Genomic DNA, 19,277 nt, shown 5'->3' with positions numbered 1-19,277 from the left:
CTCGGACAAGAGCGAAAGTCCGTTCCTGGCGCGTGGTCGCCTTTCGAGCAGCGCCAGTTGAACTGCGCGACCGGCCCACAACCGCCGTTTGGAAGATTCGCTGAGCATGCCGGCGAGCGACCTTTTCCAGTGTCCGTGTATCCCCTCTTTTCAGGCAAAGGGTAGCGGGGGTGAATTCGCTATAACCTGCACTCGTGCGCCAAAGCACGACGTCGGCGCACGATCGATTCGCTGCGGGGGTCACTGCGGGGGCGACCAGAGCCCAATAAGTCAATATTCTCAAAGAAAACAATGACTTATGGCGCAAAATTGGCGGAGACGGAGGGATTCGAACCCTCGATACCCTTTTGGGGTATGCCGCTTTAGCAAAGCGGTGCCTTCAGCCTCTCGGCCACGTCTCCTCCTGAGAGGAGCGGCTGGATAGCCTGTTCGTGGCGACATGACAATCACGCGTCGAAGGAAATCGGTGCGTTAACGTGAAGCTCAGACGGCGACGCTAGCCTGAACGCTGTTTTACCGGTTCAGAGCCTCATGTCACCCGCCATCACACGTGATCCCCAGGCCCAGAATACAGCGAACCCGGGTTCAGCGTCCGAGGGGGAATCGCCCTCCGCTCAGGCGCGCGACAGGTCAGCGCGGCGCTCTCCTTCTAGCGCGCGACGCGGTCCTTTTCGTCCTGAACAACTGGTGCCAGCTCGCGCCCGCATTGAGGCCCGCTCGCTGGCGCGCGCCTTTCGGGGCGTCGATGCACTGACCGCTGCGGGCTTCTGCATCGCAATTTTCGCGGTTCAGTCCCATCGCTCTGGGGCCGCCCTGCTGACCCTGAACGCCGGCGCAGCGCTTGCCGCCGGCTTTGCGGCGCTGCTCCTGGCGCTACGCGCGCTCGACGCTTATGTCTTCGCCCGGCGCGAGCCCCTGCCCCGCCACCTGCTGCGCGTGCTGGCCGCGTTCGGAGCCGCAGCGACCGTCGTTCTGGCCTTCAACACGGCCTGGCCGGCCCTGCCCACCGACAAATCCTTCCCTGTCCTGGCCTTCATGGGCTTGGCGCCCGTGGTGATGACTCTTCATGCCCTGTGGTGGGGCCTGATCGCTCAAGGACGTCGCCAGGGTCGCCTGACCCCGAACATCATCGTGGTCGGAGCCACCGCCAACGCCCAGCACCTGATAGAAGCCGCCCTGCGCACCGGCGAGGTCAATGTTCTGGGGATCTTCGACGACCGCCTGGACCGCGCGCCCGAGAACCTGCTTGGCGTACCTGTGCTGGGAGATACCTCGGCCCTGATCGACCACCGTGTCATGCCCTACGTCGACAGGGTTGTGATTACCGTGAGCTCGACGGCTCAGTCACGCGTACGGCAGCTTTTCGACAAGCTGGATGTCCTGCCCAACCCGATCAGCCTGTTCGTCGATGTCGGTCGCGACGCCGACAGCGACGCCGCGATCTCCCGCATCGCCGATGCGGCGCTGGCCGATCTGTCCAGCGCGCCGGCCAATGCGCGCAAAGCTCTTATCAAGCGCCTTCAGGACCTTGTCGTCGGCATTGGCGGCCTGATCGTCGCCGCTCCGGTCATGGCCATTGTCGCGGTGGCCGTGCGCCTCGACAGCCCCGGACCGATCTTCTTCCGCCAGCGTCGCCATGGCTTCAACAACGAGGAAATCCTCGTCTGGAAATTCCGCTCTATGCGCCACGAAATGGCCGACGCCCGCGCGGCGCGCCAGATCAGCGCCAATGACGACCGGGTCACCAAGGTTGGCAAGTTCATCCGCAAGACCAGCCTCGACGAGTTGCCACAACTGTTCAACGTGCTGCGCGGCGAGATGTCGATCGTCGGCCCGCGTCCGCATGCCGTGGGCATGAAGACCGGCGATGTCGAGTCGGCCAAGCTGGTCGAGCAGTACGCCCATCGTCACCGCATGAAGCCCGGCGTCACCGGCTGGGCGGCGATCAATGGCTCGCGGGGGCCAGTCGATACGCCCGAACTGGTGCGCGAGCGGGTCGCGCTCGACGTCGACTATATCGAACGGCAGTCATTCTGGCTGGACGTCTACATCATCGCCATGACCATCCCCTGCCTGCTTGGGGATCGGTCGGCGGTGCGCTGAGGCGGCGATGTTCTGGCGCGGCGTCCTCGGCTATCTGCCGGTCAATATCGCCCAAGGCGTAGTGGGCCTGCTGACCATTGTCCTGTTTACGCGGGTGCTGTCGCCCGAAGAATATGGCGCTTACGCCCTCGCCTTCTCAGCGCTCAGCCTGACCCAGACCGTTCTGCTGACCTGGACCGAGGCAGCCATGGCGCGTTTCTTCGCGGCGCGCGCCGAGGATGGCCGACTTCCGGATCATTTCACCACGCTCTATCGGTTGTGGGGCGCCTGCGCCCTGGCGACACCGGTCATCGCCGGCGTTGCACTCTATGCCCTGCCTCTCGACGCCCCGATGAAGGTCGCGCTGGCGGCCGCTTTCGCCGCCGTCGTCGTCAAGAGCCTGACCAAGCTGTCGCAGGAACGCCGGCGAGCGGCCGGTGAAGTCTCGGGCGCGGCGCTGCTCGATATCGTCCAGACTGTCGGCGGCTTCGCTCTGGGCCTGATCCTCGCTCTGGTTGGTCTGGGCGGCGCGGCCCCGTTGCTGGGGATGGGCGCGATCTCTCTACTGTGTCTGGTGTTCGTGTTGCCAGCCGACCTTGGACGGATGCGGGGCGGTCGCTTCGACAGCGCCATGGCCCGCGACTACGCGACCTATGGGGTGCCAGTGGCGCTGTCCCTGATCCTGGCGCTGGTGCTTTCGACGACCGACCGCTTCCTTCTGGCCGCCTATCTGGGCGAAGCCACTGTCGGCGTCTATCACGCCGGATATTCGCTCGGCAGTCGCACCCTGGACGTCGTCTTCATCTGGCTGGGTATGGCGGGCGGACCGGCCCTGGTCGCGGCGCTTGAGCGCGGCGGTCCAGCGGCTCTGAAGAGCGCCGCGCGCGAGCAGGCCTCATTCATGGTCCTGCTGACACTGCCGGCGGCTGTCGGTCTGGCGCTCGTCGCCCCGTCTCTGGTCGAACTGATGGTCGGCGAGGCGCTGCGGGCCGGGGCAGTTGCAGTGGTGCCGTGGATCGCCGCCAGCGGCTGGCTGTCGGGTGTCACAACCTATTATCTGCTGCAGGCCTTCACCCTGGGCCGCCGCACGCCCATGCTGATCACCGCCATGGCCGTCCCCGCGCTGGCCAACCTGATCCTGAACCTGCTGCTGATCCCCCGGTTCGGACTGAACGGCGCCCTGTGGGCGACAACCGCCAGCTATGGCGTCGGGGCTGTGGCCGCCTGGACCCTGGGCCGCAGCGCCCAGCCCCTGCCGATCCCGTGGGACACTCTGGCCAAGGCGAGCGGCGCCTGCCTGCTGATGGCAGCGGCCGTGCTGATCCTGCCTTCGCCGGGCGGAATTCTTGAGCTGATCCTGAAAGCTTCCGTAGGGGCCGCTGTCTACGGCGGCGTGGCGCTGGGACTCAATATAGACGGTCTGCGTGGCAAGCTTTCCGGTCTTGCCCGGCGAAAGGCGCGTCCAGCATGACCTCCACGGCCAACGCGATCATCGTCGACAACGCCCTGTGGTCGAACGCCGCTCCGCGCCTGTCGGTACTGATCCCGACCTTTCGCGACGATCCATCGGCCCTGCTCAAGGCGCTGGACGACTCCATGGCGCGGGCCGAGATCATCGTGCTGGACGACGGCGGCGGCGACGAGGCCCTGGCCAAACGCATCGCCGGCCGGATCGAGCGGCTGCGTCTGCCCGCGCGGTTCATTCGACTGACGTCCAACGAAGGGCGCGCCAAGGGCCGCAACCGTCTGGCCAGTCACGCACGCGCCGGCCACTTCCTGTTTTTGGACAGCGATATGCTGCCGGATCCCGAAGACTTTCTGGCCCGCTGGGTGGCCCTGGCGGAAGGCGAGAACACACCCATCGCCTTTGGCGGATTCACCCTGGACCAGACGCCCCGGCGACCCGAGCATGAATTGCACCGGGCCATGGCGCTGAAGAGCGACTGCACCCCGGCGCCCGAACGCGCCAGATCACCCGAGAAGCACGTCTTCACCTCCAACCTGCTGGTCCGCCGCGACGTCTTTGAAACGGTAGAGTTCGACGAGGGCTTCACGGGCTGGGGCTGGGAAGACGTTGAGTGGGCCATGCGCGTGAGCCGCGATCACCCGATCCTTCACATCGACAATTCGGCCACCCATCTGGGCCTCGATACCGCTCCGGCCATGGCCGCCAAGTACGAGCAGTCAGCGTCAAACTTCGCGCGGGTCGTCAGCGCCCACCGCGAGATCGTCAGCGCCTACCCCAGCTACAAGGTCGCCAGGGCTCTGAAGTCTTTGCCCGCGCGCGACATCTGGCGGCCGATGCTGAAGGCCTTCGCCCTCAATGAGGCCGCGCCCACGCGCCTGCGCGCCTTCGCCATGCGGCTCTATCGCGCCGCCCTCTATTGTGAGTCCGTCTGATGCAAGTGTCTCACGACAAGGTCGACGCCTACGAACCGGACCGAACCCTGAAGGGCAAGCTGCGGCGTCGCCTGATCCGCCTGGCTCATCGCCGCCCGGCGCGCGTGAAGCTGGCGCGGCCAATGGTGTCGTTCAGCTTCGACGACGCGCCCGCCACCGCCTGCGAGACCGGCGCCAAGGTGCTGGAAGCGCGCGGCCTGCGCGGCACCTACTATTTCGCGGGCGGCCTGACCGGTCGCGAGGGCCCCATGGGCCGCTTCGCCACAGGGGAAGACGCTGCGCGTCTACACGCCGCTGGCCACGAGATCGGGTGCCACACCTTCTCGCACCTGGATTGCGGTCAAGCCTCGCGGGAAGCCACCCTCGCCGATATCGACCAGAACGCCGAAGCCCTGAAGTCGTGGGGGGCTGGAAAGCCGGTCAGCTTCGCATACCCGTACGGCGATGTCGGATCGCCAGCCAAGACGCTGCTGGCCGGCCGGTTCAAGACCGTGCGCGCCCTGCACCACGGCCTGATCGCCAACGGGGCGGACCTCAACCAGGCGCCTGCCGTCGGGATCGAGGGCGAAGACGGAGAGGCTGTGGCGCTGAAGTGGCTGGACCGCGCCCATGCCCGTAAAGCGTGGCTGATCCTCTACACCCACGATGTGTCTGAGACCCCCTCGCAATGGGGCTGCTCGACCGAGACCTTGGAGCGGCTGGTCGACGGCGCGATGAACGCCGGCTTCGACGTGGTCACCGTGGCCGAGGGCGCGCGCCGGATCGGGCTTTAGCCCTTCGCGGAGTCCCGCCTGGGAAACAGCTTTACGTCCAAGTCCGGTCCGTCATTGCGACCGCCGAAAACGCCGATCCAGAAGTGCCAGTAGTCGCGCACCATGTCGCGCGGCACGAACAGGCCATGGCTGTAGGGGGTGTCGACGCCGATCGGTATCGAGGCGTCGGCGTCGCCGTACCAGGTGCCAAACAGACGGTCCCAGATCGGCGCGATGGCGAAGTGGCCAGTGGGGTGGCTCATGTCCAGCTTGTGGTGCAAGCGGTGATGATTGGGTGACTGGATCACGTAGCGCCCAAACCAGCCCCAGTTCGCGTCGATCTTGGAGTGGATCAGGAAGCCGATCCCGACGACCAGCACGTTGACGTAAATCATCACGTCGGCGGGCGCGCCCAGAATGGCCATGGGCAGGTTGACGACAAACAGTCCGGTGAAGGCCGCGGGATGCTGGCGTCCTGCAGTGATCACACCGAAGTCAGAGGCCGAGTGGTGATAGCGATGCAACGGCCAAAACAGCCGGCTGTGGTCCAGCCTGTGGGTCCAGTAGTCGAAGAAGGTGTAGACGAGGAAGTAGAACACCAACTGCAACGCGAACGGAAGCGGCGCGGGTCCTATGGCCAGGCCCGTGGTGGTCCTCAGCCAGTCATGGATCCAAGCGCCCGAGATCATCGAGGCTCCCAGCATCATGATGCGGCCAAAGATGTCGAGGATGTGGGCCTGCCCCAGTAAAAAGCAGGCGATATCGGTCTTCAGCGAGGCCGTCGGCGCGAACAGCAACTGGCGGGCAGAGCTGTTGGGCCAGCCGACGACCAAGGCTTCGATCCATAGGGCCGAGGGCAGCAGAAGAAAGATCAGGGCAGCGTTGTTGATGTGCTCATGCGCCGACTCCGTGTCGAGCGTGCGACCCAACACCGTGAAGGACACGTGGGTTGGAACAACCTGCAGCACTGCCCACCAGGCTGAGCCCATGGCGGCGATATAGGCCAGGAAGCTCAGAACAACCATGATCCGGGCCACGCTGAAGCGCGATGACCGCGCGACGGGCGTCGGCGCAAAACTCCGGACGAGCTCGTCCGGATCAGCCTGAAGCGCTGGAGGTTTCACTGAATATGGCTCCGCCTTCTGCGACGCTTGGTGGTCAGCAGAGCTAGGTCTAGGCCAAGGCGGTTAAAAACTTCGTTCGGCGAAGCGGTTAACCGCGCTCCTGTTCCCGATCCGAGAAAGCCAGTTTGGCGGCGAAGGCCACAAAAAGCGCCCAACGGAAATCATTGTAGACCACCGCAATACTCTCGGTCAGCGAAACCAGTGTGTAGACGACCAGGAACGGAAAGACGAGCAAAGCGCCACGGTCGCGGAACACGGCGATGATCGCCAGGGTCAGGGTTTGAAGATAGAACAGCCCCCATGCCGCGAGGCCGATGAGGCCTATGCCCAGCCACTGTTCGATCCAGGAATTGTGCGCGTGGTGCGCCTGAAATCCAGCATCCTTGGTGATCCAGGCGAACGGTCCCCAACCGGACTTGTTGTCCCAGACGGCGGCGTAGCCGTACCCGGTCCAGGGTCGCTGCTCGATCTGGCGCATGGCCGCGCTCCAGATCTCGGTGCGGCCCGTGAGGGTGGCGTCCTTGCCCAGCAGGGCAAAAAAGACATCCGAGGCGACCAAGACGAAGCCGCCTAGCAAGACAACCCCCGTCACACCCGTCCAGGTGATCGCAGCTCCGGCCGCGGGACTACGCCGGGCAATCAGCACAAAGACCAGGGCCGCCCCCCCGACCATCAGCGACGCCAGCGACGTCTTGGACGTCGACATCAGCACCAGCACAAGCGCCAGTCCCGCGAACGGCCACCAGAGCTTCGCGCGCTGGGGGTTCAGCAGGGCGGCCGCCGATAGCAGGCAGAAGCCAAGGGCCATAAGACCGCCGAGGGCGTTCTTCTCCATCCACAGACCGCGCCAGGCGCCCGGGAACAGCTCAGTCATCACGCCGATCGACGGCACGGCGAGACAGACGACGAAGCTGGCGACAATCAGCACGATAAAGGTTGCCCCCACCACTTCGGCCAGCTGCGCCCACTTGTAGCGCGCGGCCAAGGCAAGACCCCCCAGGGTGGTGCAACTGACGGCGAACGCGCGACGGGTCGTGACGTCAGGCGCGATCGACCACAGGGTCGAGCCGACCACGATCAGCATCAGCAATATCAGCAAAGGCTGACGGATCAGCACGCGGATCAGGTTGCGGGGATTGAGCGCAACAAGCAGGAAGCCGGCGGCATAGGCCGGCAGATAGGCCACGCGCATGATCCCGCCGGCCGACTCTCCCGCGTTCTCGCCAAACAGCGGCAGCTCCCAGCCACCGCTATAGATCAGCAGCATGGCGACCGAGGCGCAGAAGATCGCGATCTGGGGCAGGAGGAGCGGCGCCCTCCCCGAGGGCGTCACGGCAGGATCGCCCGAAGGAACGCAGGCGGCTGCACCGTAGCCTGGTTGAAGAACACGCCAGCGCAGCGGCCGCCGACCGTGGCCAGGGCGTCGCGAAGTTGGGCCGGTGGCTTGACGTCAGGCTGCTGGGCCGAGACCACCATCACTGTCTGATCCATGTGTTGGGCCACGGTGAGGGCCGCCTGGGAGCGATCCACCGATGGACTATCAACCACGATAACCTCGGCATGGCGGCGCAAGGCCTGCCAGTATTCGGCCCCTGGAATAATGTGGACCTTCTGGGGTCCGCGCAGGGCGTCGCGATTGAAGCGGGTGACCCAAAGGCGCGATCCACCCACACTATGGGCCGCCAGATACTTGGAGTCAGGCCAGACACCGCCATCAGCGCGCGGCGCCGGAGGCTGCACGGTGAAGAAAGCCGAGCCGTCGGGCGAGGCAGCCACCGCTGGTCCCAACACCCCGAAGCGTTCCGGATTCATGGAGATGGTCTGGAATTGTGCGGAGGTCGCCAAGTCCATATCGACCAGCCAGGTCTTGCGACCGGCGCGCGTTGCCGTGAAACGGGCCAGCTCGCGAGCGACGGTGGAAGTCCCCTCCCCTCGCCGGGCGGCGACGACCTGGATGACGTGCGGGCGCCCAGGCGCCGGCGCGCCCAGTGAGCTCCACAACTCCGCCATCTCGGCGTTCAAATCCACCATCCGTCGAATCGCCGCGCGTTCAGGAGCTATAAACTAGCGTCATTCCCCTGGTGCGCGAAAGGCGACCAAAGCACTCAGCGTAAAGCCCTGCCACCTAGGCTGCGCGCTTGTACTCGGCGGTAGCCAGAACAGGCAGATTCAAGGTCCGGGCGGCCGAGGCTGGGGTCTGGAGCCCGGGCCGCAGGAACATCCGAACCAGTCCCGCGCAAAGGGCGGTGAAGGCCGCGAACATGATCGTCAGGGCCAGGATCGGCTTCTGCAGGCTCTTGCCCTGCGACGGCGCGACAGCACGCTGGACGATGCGGATATTGTCGCTGCTTTCCGACGACATCCGTCGTTGAGCCTCGTCCTGCTGTTCCTTGACGGTAAAGTCGCGAACATTGGAGGTTAGGACATCACGGTCGCGGGTCAGTTGATTGAACTGCGGCTCAAGCTCGGCCAGCCGCAGCAAGCGCTGGTTGACGTCGGCGACCTGCTGGACCGCCGTCGTCTGGGACTCGCGCAGCGCCGCCACTTCAGCGCTGAGATCGTTGCGTGAGGTCTGCAGAGTCTGCCAGATCGGGTTGGGGCCGCTACGACGCGCGCCCTCGCCAGCCGTGCGGCCGGCGGCGATGCCGCGCTCCAGCTGGGCAATCTGGGCGTCGATGTCGCGGACCGGGCTGGCGTCAGGCCGATAGCGCGACAGCAGGCCCTCGCGATCCAGCTTCAGCTGGTTGAGCTTGGCGGCCGCAGAGGTGTCGGAGTCGCGATACAGCACGGTCTCGGCAGGGGTACGCGCCAACTCTGCCTCGACCGAGGCAAGACGAGCGACGCGATCCTGCAACTGGGCCTCAATGGAATATTTCTGCTGCTCGACCTGGGTCTGCAGCTGGGTCAGCGTCGTCTTCTGCGAGGTGAAGTCGCCGATATCGTTGGTGGTCAGGAACGACTGATAGCTGGTGTCGGTCTCTTCGAGCTTTTGCTCAAAGATGTCCTTCTGCCTTTGCAGCACGCGGTCATCACTGCCGATCAGCAGGCCGCGGCGATAGGTCAGGTATTCTTCCAGAAGGGTGTTCAGGACCTTCTCGGCCAACTCGGGATGCTCGTTCTGATAGGACAGGCGAATGATGGAATTGTCCGGCGCCGTCTCGATCTTGAAATTGCGTCCCATGGAGTCACGGCCAAGGGCGATCAGCTTGCGCTTACCTTCGGGCGTTGCAGCGGCATACTTGGCGGCTTGGGACGGAAACACATTGGCGAAGCCAATCTTGCGGATCACGCGTTCGCGCAGTTCGCCACTGCCCAGGATCTCGGCTTCAGACTGGATGACCTGATCCACATTCGGCACGGCGCCGCGTCCCGCGTCGCCGGCCCGGGGCTCGTAAACGTATTCCTGGCCCAGGCGAACGAAAAGGCTGGATTCGGCGGTATAATTCTTCTTCAGGGTGGTCGAGAACGCGACTCCCAGCACCGCGATGACCAAAAATACACCCAGCATCAGGAAGCGTTCACGCCACAGCAGGGTGATGAAGTCGGTCGGCGCATAGCGCGCACGCGTCGCCCAGTCGCGTTGCGACGGAGGGTCATGCGGCACGCTGGTCCAGGCGCTCGTCGTCGACATACGAATCCGAAGGGTTCAATCTCGACTTCAAACTGGTCCGCTCGCCCTTAAGGCTTCGTTACCCATTCCTGTTAAGACTTGTCGCATGCAACGGCGCACGCATCTCTCGACGGCCTTGGCCATACTGCTCCTGAGCGGCGGCATGACCGCCTGCGGTCATGTGGACGGCGAGCCCATCACGCCCGCTCCGCGCCCCAGCGCGAACTTTCCCAACATCGGCTATGCCGACTGGAGCGAGGAGGAGCCCTCCTATCGCTTCTATCCAGGCGATGAGGTCGAGGTGACGGTGGCTTCGGCGACCGAGCTCAACAAGTCAGCCATCGTGCAGCCAGACGGTCGGATCGTTCTCCCACTGCTCGGGCCGGTAATGGCGGCCGATCGTACGATCTTCGAATTGGAGGACGCGATCACTGCGGCCTATGGCAGCCAACTGCTGCGACCCCAGGTGCAGGTGTCGGTCAAGACGACGACCCCGCTCAAGGTGTTCGTCGGCGGCGAGGTCGGCAATCCGGGCGTCTACGACATGCCCGGCGATGTCGATGCGCTACGCGCTGTTATCCAGGCCGGCGGCTTCAAGACCTCGTCCAAGCGAAGCCAGGTTGTCATCATCCGTCGTGGCCCAGACGGTCGCGCCATGCTGCGCACGGCCGATCTTCTGAGGGGGATGACCAATCCCGGCGGCGGCGTGGATCTGATCCCGCTTCGCCGCTTCGATATCGTCTACGTGCCGCGCAGCGGCGCGGCGGAGACGGGGCTGTTCATGCAGCAGTACTTCCGCGACCTGCTACCGGTCAGCTTCAGCTACGCGGTCAACGGCGTCGGTCAATAGGCTCGAGCTGAGCATTGGCCGATCGCTGAATCCGGAAAGCTGGATTCAGCCGTGGGCCAGCCATTCGCGCGCGGCGCGCTGGGCTTCGGCGACGTCTTCGCTGGCCATCTCTTGCGACAGTTCCTTGCGATAGACCTTGGCCTCTACCGAACCGCGCATGGCGGCAAGGTTGAACAGCATGTGCGCCGAGACGTAGTCGACGGGGGCGCCGCCCTGACCGGTCGAATACAGCAGGCCCATGCGGAACAGTTCGTCGCCCGAGGACTCGGCAGTCGGCAGCGGCAGCACGTGGGCGGGTGGGGGTTCGATGCTCATCATCATGGCTTCATCTCCTCTTCCAGGCCCCTCCGACGTTCTGTCGGATCCAGGGCCTGGATGCAGAAAAGTCCACAGCCGCTGAATATATAGTTAAGCGTCGGAACATCATGAATTCAGGCGCGAATACATGCTTTCTTCAGGGGTATTACTCAGCGTAAAGGCCTGTATACGGCGAGTTAACGCGCGGACTGCCTAAAGAGCATCCTTCGAGCCTCGCACGTCGCCCCACTCGGGGCCTAAAGACCCGAAAAATGCAGCTCTACCGCCAATTTTGGGCGCTTTTCAAAGCTTTCGCGGGCTCCGATCCTTTCCAAAAAGCGCTTTAGCGTTCGGCAAGTCTTTCAGAACTGTGCCCGTGTTTTTGCAGGGCGCAACCCGCAGCCCGCCGACGAAATCGGCTACGGACAATTGGCCGCAGATAAAATCCTGCCGGGAAAGTTGCCTGTCGACCACACACACAAGAGCGGCTTGTCCCCTTGATGTTGCCTGCCGCGCGATGGGCGCTCTGGCGAAAAGGTGGAGCTGGCTGCCCGTTCGGCTGACAGCGCCATTCAGGCGCGGTTCAGCCGGCCTGCAGGAGGATGGTTTCCAGGGTCGAGGGACTTGGCGGTGTAGACCCGCCTGACCAGAAGGAGTGGACGAGATGAAACGTCTGTTGCTCACCATCGCCGCTGTCGCATCGGTGGCCGGTCCCATGACCGCCATAGCCAGCGATGCTTCCGCCCAGGATCGTGGCCGCTGGGACCATCGCGAAGATCGCTGGGACCGACGCGAAGACCGGCGCGACGCCCGTCAGGACGGGGGGCGCTGGGACCGGCGCGAGGACCGTTGGGATCGGCGTGAAGACCGCTGGGATCGCGGTCGGCACAATGGCTATTACTTTGGAACCCGTTTCCACTACGGCGCTCCGCCTTCGCACTATTACGGCCATCCGAGCTACCGCCCCGGCTATGTCGCCTGGCGTCGCGGCGCCTATCTGCCACCCTATTATCGCGGCGGCGGATATGTCGTGCATGACTACGGCCGCTATCGCCTGCGTCCGCCGCCCCGTGGCTATTACTGGTACCGCACCGGCGATGACTATGTGCTGGCGGCGATCGCCACAGGCCTGATCTTCGACGTCATGACCAACGGCTACTAGCGGAAACGGGCAAGGCATAGGCGCTCCGGAGGGATCCTCCGGAGCGCTTTCCTTTGCCTACAGGCCCAGCTTGGACTTCAGCAGGTCATTGACGGTGGCCGGATTGGCCTTGCCGCCCGTTTCCTTCATCACCTGGCCGACGAACCAGCCGATGGCCTGGGGCTTTTCCTTCACGGCCGAGGCCTTTTCGGGATTGGCCGCGATCAGGGCGTCGATAGCCGCCTCGATGGCGCCGGTGTCGTTGATCTGCACGAGGCCGCGCGCCTCAACGATCTCGGACGGACGCCCCTCGCCGGCCCACATGTGTTCGAAGACCTCCTTGGCGATCTTCGATGAGATGGTGCCGTTCTCGATCAGCTCGACCAGCTGGGCGATGTCCGACGAGGGCAGCGGCGAGGCGGCGATCTCGTGGCCGTTCGCCGACAGCTTGGACAGCAGCTCGTTGGTCACCCAGTTGGACACCAGCTTGGCGTCGCGACCTTTCGCGGCGGCCTCGAAATAGTCAGCGCGGTCGCTCTCGATGATCAGCACGCCGGCGTCATAGGCCGACAGGCCGTACTGGCTCTGCAGGCGCGCCTTCTTGGCGTCCGGCAGTTCCGGCAGGGTCTCTTCGATCTTCTTGACCCAGGCCGCGTCGAGGATCAGCGGCAGCAGGTCGGGATCGGGGAAGTAGCGATAGTCATGCGCCTCTTCCTTGCTCCGCATCGAACGGGTCTCGAGCTTGGTCGGATCGAACAGGCGGGTCTCCTGATCGATCTTGCCGCCGTCTTCCAGAATCTCGATCTGGCGACGCGCCTCGTACTCGATGGCCTGCTGGATATAGCGATACGAATTGACGTTCTTGATCTCGCAGCGCGTGCCCAGATGGCTGAAGCTGCCGGTCTCGCGGAACTTCTCGTAGGCGCCGGGGCGGCAGACCGAGACGTTGACGTCAGCGCGAAGGTTGCCCTTCTCCATGTCGCCGTCGCAGGTGCCCAGATAGACGAGGATCGTGCGGATCTTCTTCACATAGGCCGCCGCCTCCGCCGAGGTGCGCATGTCAGGCTTGGAGACGATCTCCATCAGCGCCGTGCCCGCGCGGTTCAGGTCGACATAGGTGGCGTTCGGATCCTGATCGTGCAGCGACTTGCCGGCGTCCTGCTCCAGGTGCAGGCGCTCGATGCGCACCTCGAAGGTCGAGCCGTCGTCGTGCTCGACGGTGATCACGCCCTCGCCGACGATCGGCTGGTCGAACTGGCTGATCTGATAGCCCTGCGGAAGGTCGGGGTAGAAGTAGTTCTTGCGGTCGAAGCGGCTCTTCAGATTGATCTTGGCGTTGAGGCCCAGACCCGTCTTGACCGCCTGCTCGACGCAGAAGCCGTTCAGCACCGGCAGCATGCCGGGCATGGCCGCGTCCACCAGGCTCACCTGCTCGTTGGGCCCAGCCCCAAAGCCCACGGCGGCGCCGGAGAACAGCTTGGACTTGCTGGCGACCTGGGCGTGGATCTCGAGGCCGAGAACGATTTCCCAGGGGCCGGTGCGGCCTTGGATGGTTTTGGATTGATCGGTCATCGCGCTCACCACCACTTTGCGGCCTTGGCGTTGAAGCCTGCCGCCTTTTCCAGCGCCCCGGCCACCGAGAACACCGTGCCCTCGTCCAGCGGCTTGCCGATGATCTGCAGGCCCAGCGGCAGGCCGTTGGAATCCAGTCCCGCCGGCAGCGACAGACCCGGCAGGCCGGCCAGATTGGTCGTCACCGTGAAGACGTCATTGAGGTACATGGCGATGGGGTCGTTGCTGTTCTCGCCCAGACCAAACGCCGCCGACGGCGCCGTCGGGGTCAGGATGGCGTCGCAGCGCTCCCAGGCCTTGTCGAAGTCCTCGGCGATGCGGCGACGCACCTTCAGGGCCTTCAGATAGTAGGCGTCGTAATAGCCGGCCGACAGCACATAGGTGCCGATCAGGATGCGGCGCTTGACCTCGTCGCCGAAGCCTTCGGCGCGGGTGTTCTCATAGGTCTCGGTCAGATTGCCGCCCTCGGCCCGCAGGCCGTAGCGCATGCCGTCATAGCGAGCCAGGTTCGAGGACGCCTCGGCCGGAGCCACGATGTAGTAGGCCGGCAGGGCGTACTTGGTGTGCGGCAGGGTGATGTCGACGATCTCGCAGCCGGCTTCCTTCAGCCAGGCGATGCCGTCTTCCCACAGCTTCTCGATCTCGGCCGGCATGTTGTCGACGCGGTATTCCTTGGGAATGCCGATCTTCAGGCCCTTGACCGACTTGCCGACGAACTGGGTGAAGTCCGGCACGGGCACGTCGAGGCTGGTCGAGTCCTTGGGGTCATGGCCGCACATCGAGGTCAGCAGCAGAGCCGCGTCCTCGACGGTCTTGGCGATCGGTCCGGCCTGGTCCAGCGAGCTGGCGAAGGCCACGACGCCCCAGCGCGAGCAGCGGCCATAGGTGGGCTTGATGCCCACGGTGCCGGTGAAGGCGGCCGGCTGGCGGATCGAACCGCCGGTGTCGGTGGCGGTGGCGCCCAGACACAGGCCGGCGGCCACAGCCGCAGCCGAACCACCCGACGAGCCGCCGGGGGTCAGGGGCTTGTCGCTGGCGGTCGAGCGCCAGGGATTGGTCACCGGGCCAAAGGCGCTGGTCTCGTTGGACGAGCCCATGGCGAACTGGTCCAGGTTCAGCTTGCCCAGCATCACGGCGCCGTCACGCCACAGCTGGCTGGTGACGGTCGACTCGTATTCCGGAACGAAGCCCCTGAGGATGTTCGAGCAGGCCGTCGTCTGGACGCCCTTGGTGCAGAACAGGTCCTTGATGCCCAGCGGTGCGCCGTCCAGCGGACCGGCCACGCCCAGGGCGCGACGGGCGTCCGAAGCCGCCGCCATCGACAGCGCCTGCTCGGGCGTCTCGACGATGAAGGCGTTCAGGGCGCGCGCGCCCTCGATGGCCTCGATATGGGCCGTGGTCAGCTCGACGGAGGTGAAGTCACCCGCTTCCAGGCCGTCGATGGCGCCCTTCAGGGTCAGGGACGTAAGGGCGCTCATTATTCGACAACCTTGGGCACGACGAAGAAGCCGTCGACGGACTTGGGGGCGTTGGAGGTGATCACCGAGGCGTCGCCGCCCATGGTCACCACGTCTTCACGAAGCGGCGCACCGGCGCCGACGACGCTGGTCAGCGGCTCGACGCCGTCGGTATCGACCTCGGCCAGCTGCTCGATCCACGCCATGATGCCGTTGAGCTCCTGGGCCAGGGGCTCCAGGCGATCTTCGGGTGTGGCGATCCGCGCGAGCCGCGCGACCTTGCGCACTGTGGCGACGTCAATGGCCATTGGGGGCCTCCTGAATTCCAAGCGCGTGGGTTAGCCGCCAGAGGGGCGCTTTGACAAGTCGTTCCCTTGCTGGGCGGGCCGTTCCCCGTGTTATGAGGGGCGATGCCCGTTCTCGATATCGAAGATTTCGCCGCCGCCATCCCCGATTACATGCCGATCGTCGGCCTCGACCCCGGCGAGAAGACCATCGGCGTGGCCGTTTCCGACGTCACCCTGACCGTCGCCAGTCCCCTCGCCCTGATCCGGAAGACCAAGTTCAGCGAGGACGCCGAGACGCTGTTCAAGCTGATGGGCAGCCGCAAGGCGGCCGGCATTGTCATCGGCCTGCCGATGAACATGGACGGCACCGAGGGCGTCCGCTGCCAGTCCAACCGGGCGCTGGGTCGCAACCTGCTGCGCCTGCAGCCCCACGTGCCGATCACCTTCTGGGACGAGCGCCTGTCGACGGCGGCCGTGACCCGGGTGCTGATCGAGGAGCACGACGTCAACCGCAAGCGCCGGGCCGAGGTGGTCGACAAGATGGCCGCCGGCTGGATTCTGCAGGGCGCGCTGGAGCGGATGCGGGGAATTCGGGAAGCTGCGGGCAAGGTTTAGCTTTCTTAGCTCCTCCCCCTCTGGGGGAGGTGGCCCGGAGGGCCGGAGGGGGCCAGTACGGCCGACTTCCAGCTAGCCCCCTCAGTCGCTCCGCGACAGCTCCCCCAGAGGGGGAGCAGCTACAGTTTCGCGACCTCGCGCGGAAACCGCCGAGTTGATGGAAAGGGTCGCGGAGCGTCCGGACCGCGTCCGGACTTGAATAGAAATAACCGTTTCGACGAAGCCGCCCGCTCCGCGTGGTCGTTATCCGTCAGCGTCCCAGCGGGTGGCCCAGTTGGGGCCTTACCGGGACCCGGAAGCTTCGGTTTCCCGAACGCCCGGAGGTCGGGGGGCGTGGGGCCAATCCTGACCAACACTCGCCTTGATCCCCATCCACGCCGACGGCGGGCGGGTCCTGCAACGCCAGGATCCCCGGACGCGCTTCAGTATCCCCCTGAAGCCCAGCCCCGCTCGATCACCCCCCGCCGCCGCAATGGTCGCTGGCCTTGCGCCCTTTCCTCACGACGAGGTGGGACAAGAATACGGGAGGTTTTTAGGGGGCTGCGTCGATTGTCTGGGCGCCCGTACAAGTCCTCCCCCTAGCGGGGGAGGCGATCGCGCAGCGATCGGAGGGGGAAGTCCCGCTGAATCAATGCGGTGTTCCCCCGCCGGCCTCCGGCCCCCTCACCCTTCAGGGGGAGGACTTGCCGCGTCTATCCCCGCGCCTATCCGGGGACGGCGCGATCGCTATCCCCGTGGTCCCGCCTTCCCTCTCCCGGCAAAGCCGCCTAAGACACCGTTTCATGACGGCCAAGCCCCATGATCCCGCCCGCGTCGCCCTCGACGCGATCCGCGCCCGCGCCTTTGCGTTCCCAAAGCGCCATTTCCTGTCCGCCGGCGACCTCAACGCGCCCCAGGCCGCCGACCTGCTGGACCTGGCCGAGGCGTTCGTCGCCTTCAACCGCCAGACCTCCAAGTCGCTGGACCTGCTCAAGGGCCGGACGCTGATGAACCTGTTCTTCGAGAACAGCACCCGCACCCAGTCCAGCTTCGAGATCGCCGGCAAGCGCCTGGGCGCCGACGTGGTCAATATGAGCCCGCGCACCTCGTCGATCACCAAGGGCGAAACCCTGATCGACACCGCCGTGACCCTGAACGCCATGCGCCCCGACCTGCTGGTGGTGCGCCACGCCTCGTCGGGCGCGGCCTCCTTGCTCAGCCAGAAGGTCAGCGGCCATGTGATCAATGCCGGCGACGGCCAGCACGAGCATCCGACCCAGGCGGTGCTGGACGCCCTGTCGATCCGCCGCGCCTTTGGCCGGGTGTCGGGCCTGACCGTGGCGATCTGCGGCGATGTTTTGCACAGCCGCGTGGCGCGCTCGAACGTCTCCCTTCTGCACACCCTGGGCGCCAGCGTGCGGCTGGTGGGCCCCGCCACCCTGATGCCGGCCCAGGCCGAGCGCTGGGGGGTGACCGTGCACCACGACATGAAGTCGGGCCTGGCCGGCGCTGACGTGGTGATGATGCTGCGCCTGCAGCTGGAGCGGATGCAGGGCGGCTTCGTGCCCTCGACCCGCGAATATTTCCGCTTCTATGGCCTGGACCGCGAAAAGCTGTCGCGCGCCGCGCCGGGGGCCAAGGTCATGCACCCCGGGCCCATGAACCGGGGCGTCGAGATCGACAGCGACGTGGCCGACGATCCGGCCGTCAGCCTGATCCAGGACCAGGTCGAGATGGGCGTCGCCGCCCGGATGGCGGTGCTGACCAGCCTCGCCGCACGGCTGGAGGCCGACCAATGAATTCGCCCCAGCCCCTGGCCTTCACCAATGCCCGCCTGGTCGATCCCGAGAGCGGCTATGATGGTCCCGGCGGGGTCATCGTCTCCGAAGGCGTGATCTCCGACGTCGCCAAGGGCCGCGAGTTCGGCAAGCTGGGCAAGGGCGTCAGGGTCGTCGACTGCGGCGGGGCCCTGCTGGCCCCCGGCCTGATCGACCTGCGGGTCAAGACCGGCGAGCCGGGCTCTGAGACCAAGGAAACCCTGGCTTCAGCCGCGCGCGCCGCCGCCGCCGGCGGCGTGACCTCCATCGTCGTCCAGCCCGACACTGACCCGGCCATCGACGATCCCAGCGTGGTCGACTTCATCCTGCGCCGGGCCCGCGACATCGACAGCGCCCGCATACTCTGCGCCGGCGCGGCGACCAAGGGCCTGAAGGGCGAGCAGATGGCCGAGATCGGCCTGATGCGCGAGGCCGGCTGCGTCTACATCACCGACGCCGACCGCCCGATCGTCGACAGCAAGGTGTTCCAGCGCATCCTGACCTACGCCAAGGGCTTCGACACCCTGCTGGCCCACCGGCCGATGGACATGTGGCTGGCCAAGGGCGGCGCGGCGATCGGCGGCGAATTCGCCGGCCGCCTGGGCCTGCCCGCCATCTCGCCGATGGCCGAGCGGATCATGCTGGAGCGCGACATCGCCCTGCTGGAAGCCACCGGCGGCCGCCTGCTGGTCGACCAGATCACCAGCGCCGGCGCGCTGGAGACCCTGGCGCGCGGCAAGGCCAAGGGCCTGCGCCTGCACGCCAGCGTGTCGATCAATCACCTCTCGTTCAACGAGCTCGACGTGGGCGACTATCGCACCTTCGCCAAGGTCACCCCGCCCCTGCGCGGCGAGGACGACCGTCAGGCCCTGATCGAGGCGCTCGCCTCGGGCCTGATCGACATCGTGGTCTCCGCCCACGCCCCGGCCCCCGCCGAGGACAAGCGCCTGCCCTTCGACGAGGCCGCCCCCGGCGCCATCGGCGTCGAGACTCTGCTGCCGGCCCTGCTGTCGCTGTACCACGACGAACGCCTGACGCTGGTCGACCTGATCCGCGCGGTCACCCTGGCGCCGGCCGAGCTGCTGGGCCTGCGCGGCGGCCGTATCGCGCCAGGCGCGCCGGCCGACCTGGTGCTGTGCGACATCGACGCGCCGATCATCGTGGATGCGGCCAAGCTGCTCTCGAAGTCCAAGAACTCGCCGTTCGACGGCCGCAGGCTGCAGGGTCAGGTGCTGATGACGCTGGTGGATGGCCGGGTGGTGCATCGGGCCGAGGGGTAGTTCCTTCAATGGCA

Annotated in this window: 17 protein-coding genes and 1 tRNA gene; 9 read left to right on the top strand and 9 right to left on the bottom strand. The window is 65.7% G+C overall.

Going from position 1 to position 19,277, the window contains the following annotated elements:
- Positions 1-310 precede the first annotated feature (310 nt).
- Positions 311-401, bottom strand: a tRNA-Ser gene (locus tag ACW176_RS13940).
- A 130-nt stretch (positions 402-531) separates the two neighbouring features.
- On the opposite strand from ACW176_RS13940, the gene hfsE reads away from it, so the two are divergent.
- The 4 genes from hfsE to hfsH are packed head-to-tail and all read left to right on the top strand — an operon-like array spanning position 532 to position 5,255.
- Positions 532-2,103: a polysaccharide biosynthesis protein HfsE gene (gene hfsE, locus ACW176_RS13935; protein ID WP_492109539.1), complete on the top strand. Its 1,572-nt coding sequence runs from the start codon at positions 532-534 to the stop codon at positions 2,101-2,103.
- A 7-nt stretch (positions 2,104-2,110) separates the two neighbouring features.
- Positions 2,111-3,553: a polysaccharide biosynthesis protein HfsF gene (gene hfsF, locus ACW176_RS13930; protein WP_492109538.1), complete on the top strand. Its 1,443-nt coding sequence runs from the start codon at positions 2,111-2,113 to the stop codon at positions 3,551-3,553.
- Positions 3,550-4,482, top strand: coding sequence for a polysaccharide biosynthesis protein HfsG (gene hfsG, locus ACW176_RS13925; RefSeq protein ID WP_492109537.1), 933 nt, complete (start codon positions 3,550-3,552; stop codon positions 4,480-4,482). Before hfsF ends, hfsG begins: the two co-directional genes overlap by 4 nt.
- A complete protein-coding gene (gene hfsH, locus ACW176_RS13920) occupies positions 4,482-5,255 on the top strand; it encodes an oligosaccharide deacetylase HfsH (protein ID WP_492109536.1) in 774 nt (257 codons plus the stop codon). The genes hfsG and hfsH overlap by 1 nt, the downstream gene beginning before the upstream one ends.
- Here hfsH and ACW176_RS13915 read toward each other — a convergent pair.
- The 4 genes from ACW176_RS13915 to ACW176_RS13900 form a co-directional block, all read right to left on the bottom strand.
- On the bottom strand, positions 5,252-6,259 hold the full coding sequence (locus ACW176_RS13915; protein WP_492109535.1) for a sterol desaturase family protein: 1,008 nt from the start codon (positions 6,257-6,259) through the stop codon (positions 5,252-5,254). The two genes, hfsH and ACW176_RS13915, sit on opposite strands and share 4 nt — an antisense overlap.
- A 187-nt stretch (positions 6,260-6,446) precedes the next feature.
- Positions 6,447-7,625 (bottom strand): O-antigen ligase family protein, encoded by a 1,179-nt coding sequence (locus ACW176_RS13910; RefSeq protein ID WP_492111933.1) that lies wholly within the window; start codon positions 7,623-7,625, stop codon positions 6,447-6,449.
- Positions 7,626-7,687: 62 nt separating this feature from the next.
- On the bottom strand, positions 7,688-8,389 hold the full coding sequence (locus ACW176_RS13905; RefSeq protein WP_419317287.1) for a P-loop NTPase family protein: 702 nt from the start codon (positions 8,387-8,389) through the stop codon (positions 7,688-7,690).
- A 94-nt stretch (positions 8,390-8,483) separates the two neighbouring features.
- Complete coding sequence (locus ACW176_RS13900; protein WP_492109534.1) at positions 8,484-9,989, bottom strand: GumC family protein; 1,506 nt, start codon at positions 9,987-9,989, stop codon at positions 8,484-8,486.
- An 85-nt stretch (positions 9,990-10,074) separates the two neighbouring features.
- On the opposite strand from ACW176_RS13900, the gene ACW176_RS13895 reads away from it, so the two are divergent.
- Positions 10,075-10,818: a polysaccharide biosynthesis/export family protein gene (locus ACW176_RS13895; RefSeq protein ID WP_492109533.1), complete on the top strand. Its 744-nt coding sequence runs from the start codon at positions 10,075-10,077 to the stop codon at positions 10,816-10,818.
- 45 nt (positions 10,819-10,863) lie between these two features.
- Here the strand turns inward: ACW176_RS13895 and ACW176_RS13890 are convergent, their stop codons facing one another.
- Positions 10,864-11,136, bottom strand: a complete 273-nt coding sequence (locus ACW176_RS13890; RefSeq protein ID WP_419321468.1) for an SEL1-like repeat protein — start codon at positions 11,134-11,136, stop codon at positions 10,864-10,866.
- 643 nt (positions 11,137-11,779) lie between these two features.
- Between ACW176_RS13890 and ACW176_RS13885 the strand changes: the two genes are divergently transcribed.
- Positions 11,780-12,277 carry an RcnB family protein gene (locus ACW176_RS13885; protein WP_492109532.1) on the top strand — a complete coding sequence of 166 codons (498 nt, stop codon included), beginning with the start codon at positions 11,780-11,782 and terminating at the stop codon, positions 12,275-12,277.
- A gap of 57 nt (positions 12,278-12,334) precedes the next feature.
- On the opposite strand, the gene gatB is transcribed toward ACW176_RS13885, so the two are convergent.
- The 3 genes from gatB to gatC are packed head-to-tail and all read right to left on the bottom strand — an operon-like array spanning position 12,335 to position 15,593.
- On the bottom strand, positions 12,335-13,828 hold the full coding sequence (gene gatB, locus ACW176_RS13880; RefSeq protein WP_492109531.1) for an Asp-tRNA(Asn)/Glu-tRNA(Gln) amidotransferase subunit GatB: 1,494 nt from the start codon (positions 13,826-13,828) through the stop codon (positions 12,335-12,337).
- 5 nt (positions 13,829-13,833) lie between these two features.
- On the bottom strand, positions 13,834-15,306 hold the full coding sequence (gene gatA / locus ACW176_RS13875; RefSeq protein ID WP_492109530.1) for an Asp-tRNA(Asn)/Glu-tRNA(Gln) amidotransferase subunit GatA: 1,473 nt from the start codon (positions 15,304-15,306) through the stop codon (positions 13,834-13,836).
- Positions 15,306-15,593, bottom strand: a complete 288-nt coding sequence (gene gatC, locus ACW176_RS13870; protein WP_062145614.1) for an Asp-tRNA(Asn)/Glu-tRNA(Gln) amidotransferase subunit GatC — start codon at positions 15,591-15,593, stop codon at positions 15,306-15,308. Before gatC ends, gatA begins: the two co-directional genes overlap by 1 nt.
- Before the next feature lie 102 nt (positions 15,594-15,695).
- Here gatC and ruvX point away from each other — a divergent pair, with 102 nt between their 5' ends.
- From ruvX to pyrC, 3 genes are all read left to right on the top strand, one after another.
- Complete coding sequence (gene ruvX, locus ACW176_RS13865) at positions 15,696-16,187, top strand: Holliday junction resolvase RuvX (protein WP_419255129.1); 492 nt, start codon at positions 15,696-15,698, stop codon at positions 16,185-16,187.
- A 782-nt stretch (positions 16,188-16,969) separates the two neighbouring features.
- Positions 16,970-17,965, top strand: coding sequence for an aspartate carbamoyltransferase catalytic subunit (locus ACW176_RS13860; RefSeq protein ID WP_419317294.1), 996 nt, complete (start codon positions 16,970-16,972; stop codon positions 17,963-17,965).
- On the top strand, positions 17,962-19,263 hold the full coding sequence (pyrC, locus tag ACW176_RS13855) for a dihydroorotase (protein ID WP_492109529.1): 1,302 nt from the start codon (positions 17,962-17,964) through the stop codon (positions 19,261-19,263). Before ACW176_RS13860 ends, pyrC begins: the two co-directional genes overlap by 4 nt.
- Positions 19,264-19,277 lie beyond the last annotated feature (14 nt).

It is taken from the genome of Caulobacter sp. FV1ye13L, from assembly GCF_058681155.1.
Note: the sequence above shows the minus strand (reverse complement) of the source record. Positions and strands in the feature narration are given on the sequence as shown.

Excerpts from the sequence above, each read along its gene's own strand:
- ACW176_RS13910 (WP_492111933.1), bottom strand. The coding sequence starts at position 7,625 with ATGCTGCTGATCTATAGCGGTGGCTGGGAGCTGCCGCTGTTTGGCGAG.
- ACW176_RS13885 (WP_492109532.1), top strand. The coding sequence starts at position 11,780 with ATGAAACGTCTGTTGCTCACCATCGCCGCTGTCGCATCGGTGGCCGGT.
- pyrC (WP_492109529.1), top strand. The coding sequence starts at position 17,962 with ATGAATTCGCCCCAGCCCCTGGCCTTCACCAATGCCCGCCTGGTCGAT.
- hfsE (WP_492109539.1), top strand. The coding sequence starts at position 532 with ATGTCACCCGCCATCACACGTGATCCCCAGGCCCAGAATACAGCGAAC.
- gatA (WP_492109530.1), bottom strand. The coding sequence starts at position 15,306 with ATGAGCGCCCTTACGTCCCTGACCCTGAAGGGCGCCATCGACGGCCTG.
- gatC (WP_062145614.1), bottom strand. The coding sequence starts at position 15,593 with ATGGCCATTGACGTCGCCACAGTGCGCAAGGTCGCGCGGCTCGCGCGG.
- gatB (WP_492109531.1), bottom strand. The coding sequence starts at position 13,828 with ATGACCGATCAATCCAAAACCATCCAAGGCCGCACCGGCCCCTGGGAA.
- ACW176_RS13915 (WP_492109535.1), bottom strand. The coding sequence starts at position 6,259 with ATGGTTGTTCTGAGCTTCCTGGCCTATATCGCCGCCATGGGCTCAGCC.
- hfsG (WP_492109537.1), top strand. The coding sequence starts at position 3,550 with ATGACCTCCACGGCCAACGCGATCATCGTCGACAACGCCCTGTGGTCG.
- ACW176_RS13895 (WP_492109533.1), top strand. The coding sequence starts at position 10,075 with ATGCAACGGCGCACGCATCTCTCGACGGCCTTGGCCATACTGCTCCTG.
- ACW176_RS13890 (WP_419321468.1), bottom strand. The coding sequence starts at position 11,136 with ATGATGAGCATCGAACCCCCACCCGCCCACGTGCTGCCGCTGCCGACT.
- ACW176_RS13905 (WP_419317287.1), bottom strand. The coding sequence starts at position 8,389 with ATGGTGGATTTGAACGCCGAGATGGCGGAGTTGTGGAGCTCACTGGGC.
- ruvX (WP_419255129.1), top strand. The coding sequence starts at position 15,696 with ATGCCCGTTCTCGATATCGAAGATTTCGCCGCCGCCATCCCCGATTAC.
- hfsF (WP_492109538.1), top strand. The coding sequence starts at position 2,111 with ATGTTCTGGCGCGGCGTCCTCGGCTATCTGCCGGTCAATATCGCCCAA.
- ACW176_RS13900 (WP_492109534.1), bottom strand. The coding sequence starts at position 9,989 with ATGTCGACGACGAGCGCCTGGACCAGCGTGCCGCATGACCCTCCGTCG.
- hfsH (WP_492109536.1), top strand. The coding sequence starts at position 4,482 with ATGCAAGTGTCTCACGACAAGGTCGACGCCTACGAACCGGACCGAACC.
- ACW176_RS13860 (WP_419317294.1), top strand. The coding sequence starts at position 16,970 with ATGACGGCCAAGCCCCATGATCCCGCCCGCGTCGCCCTCGACGCGATC.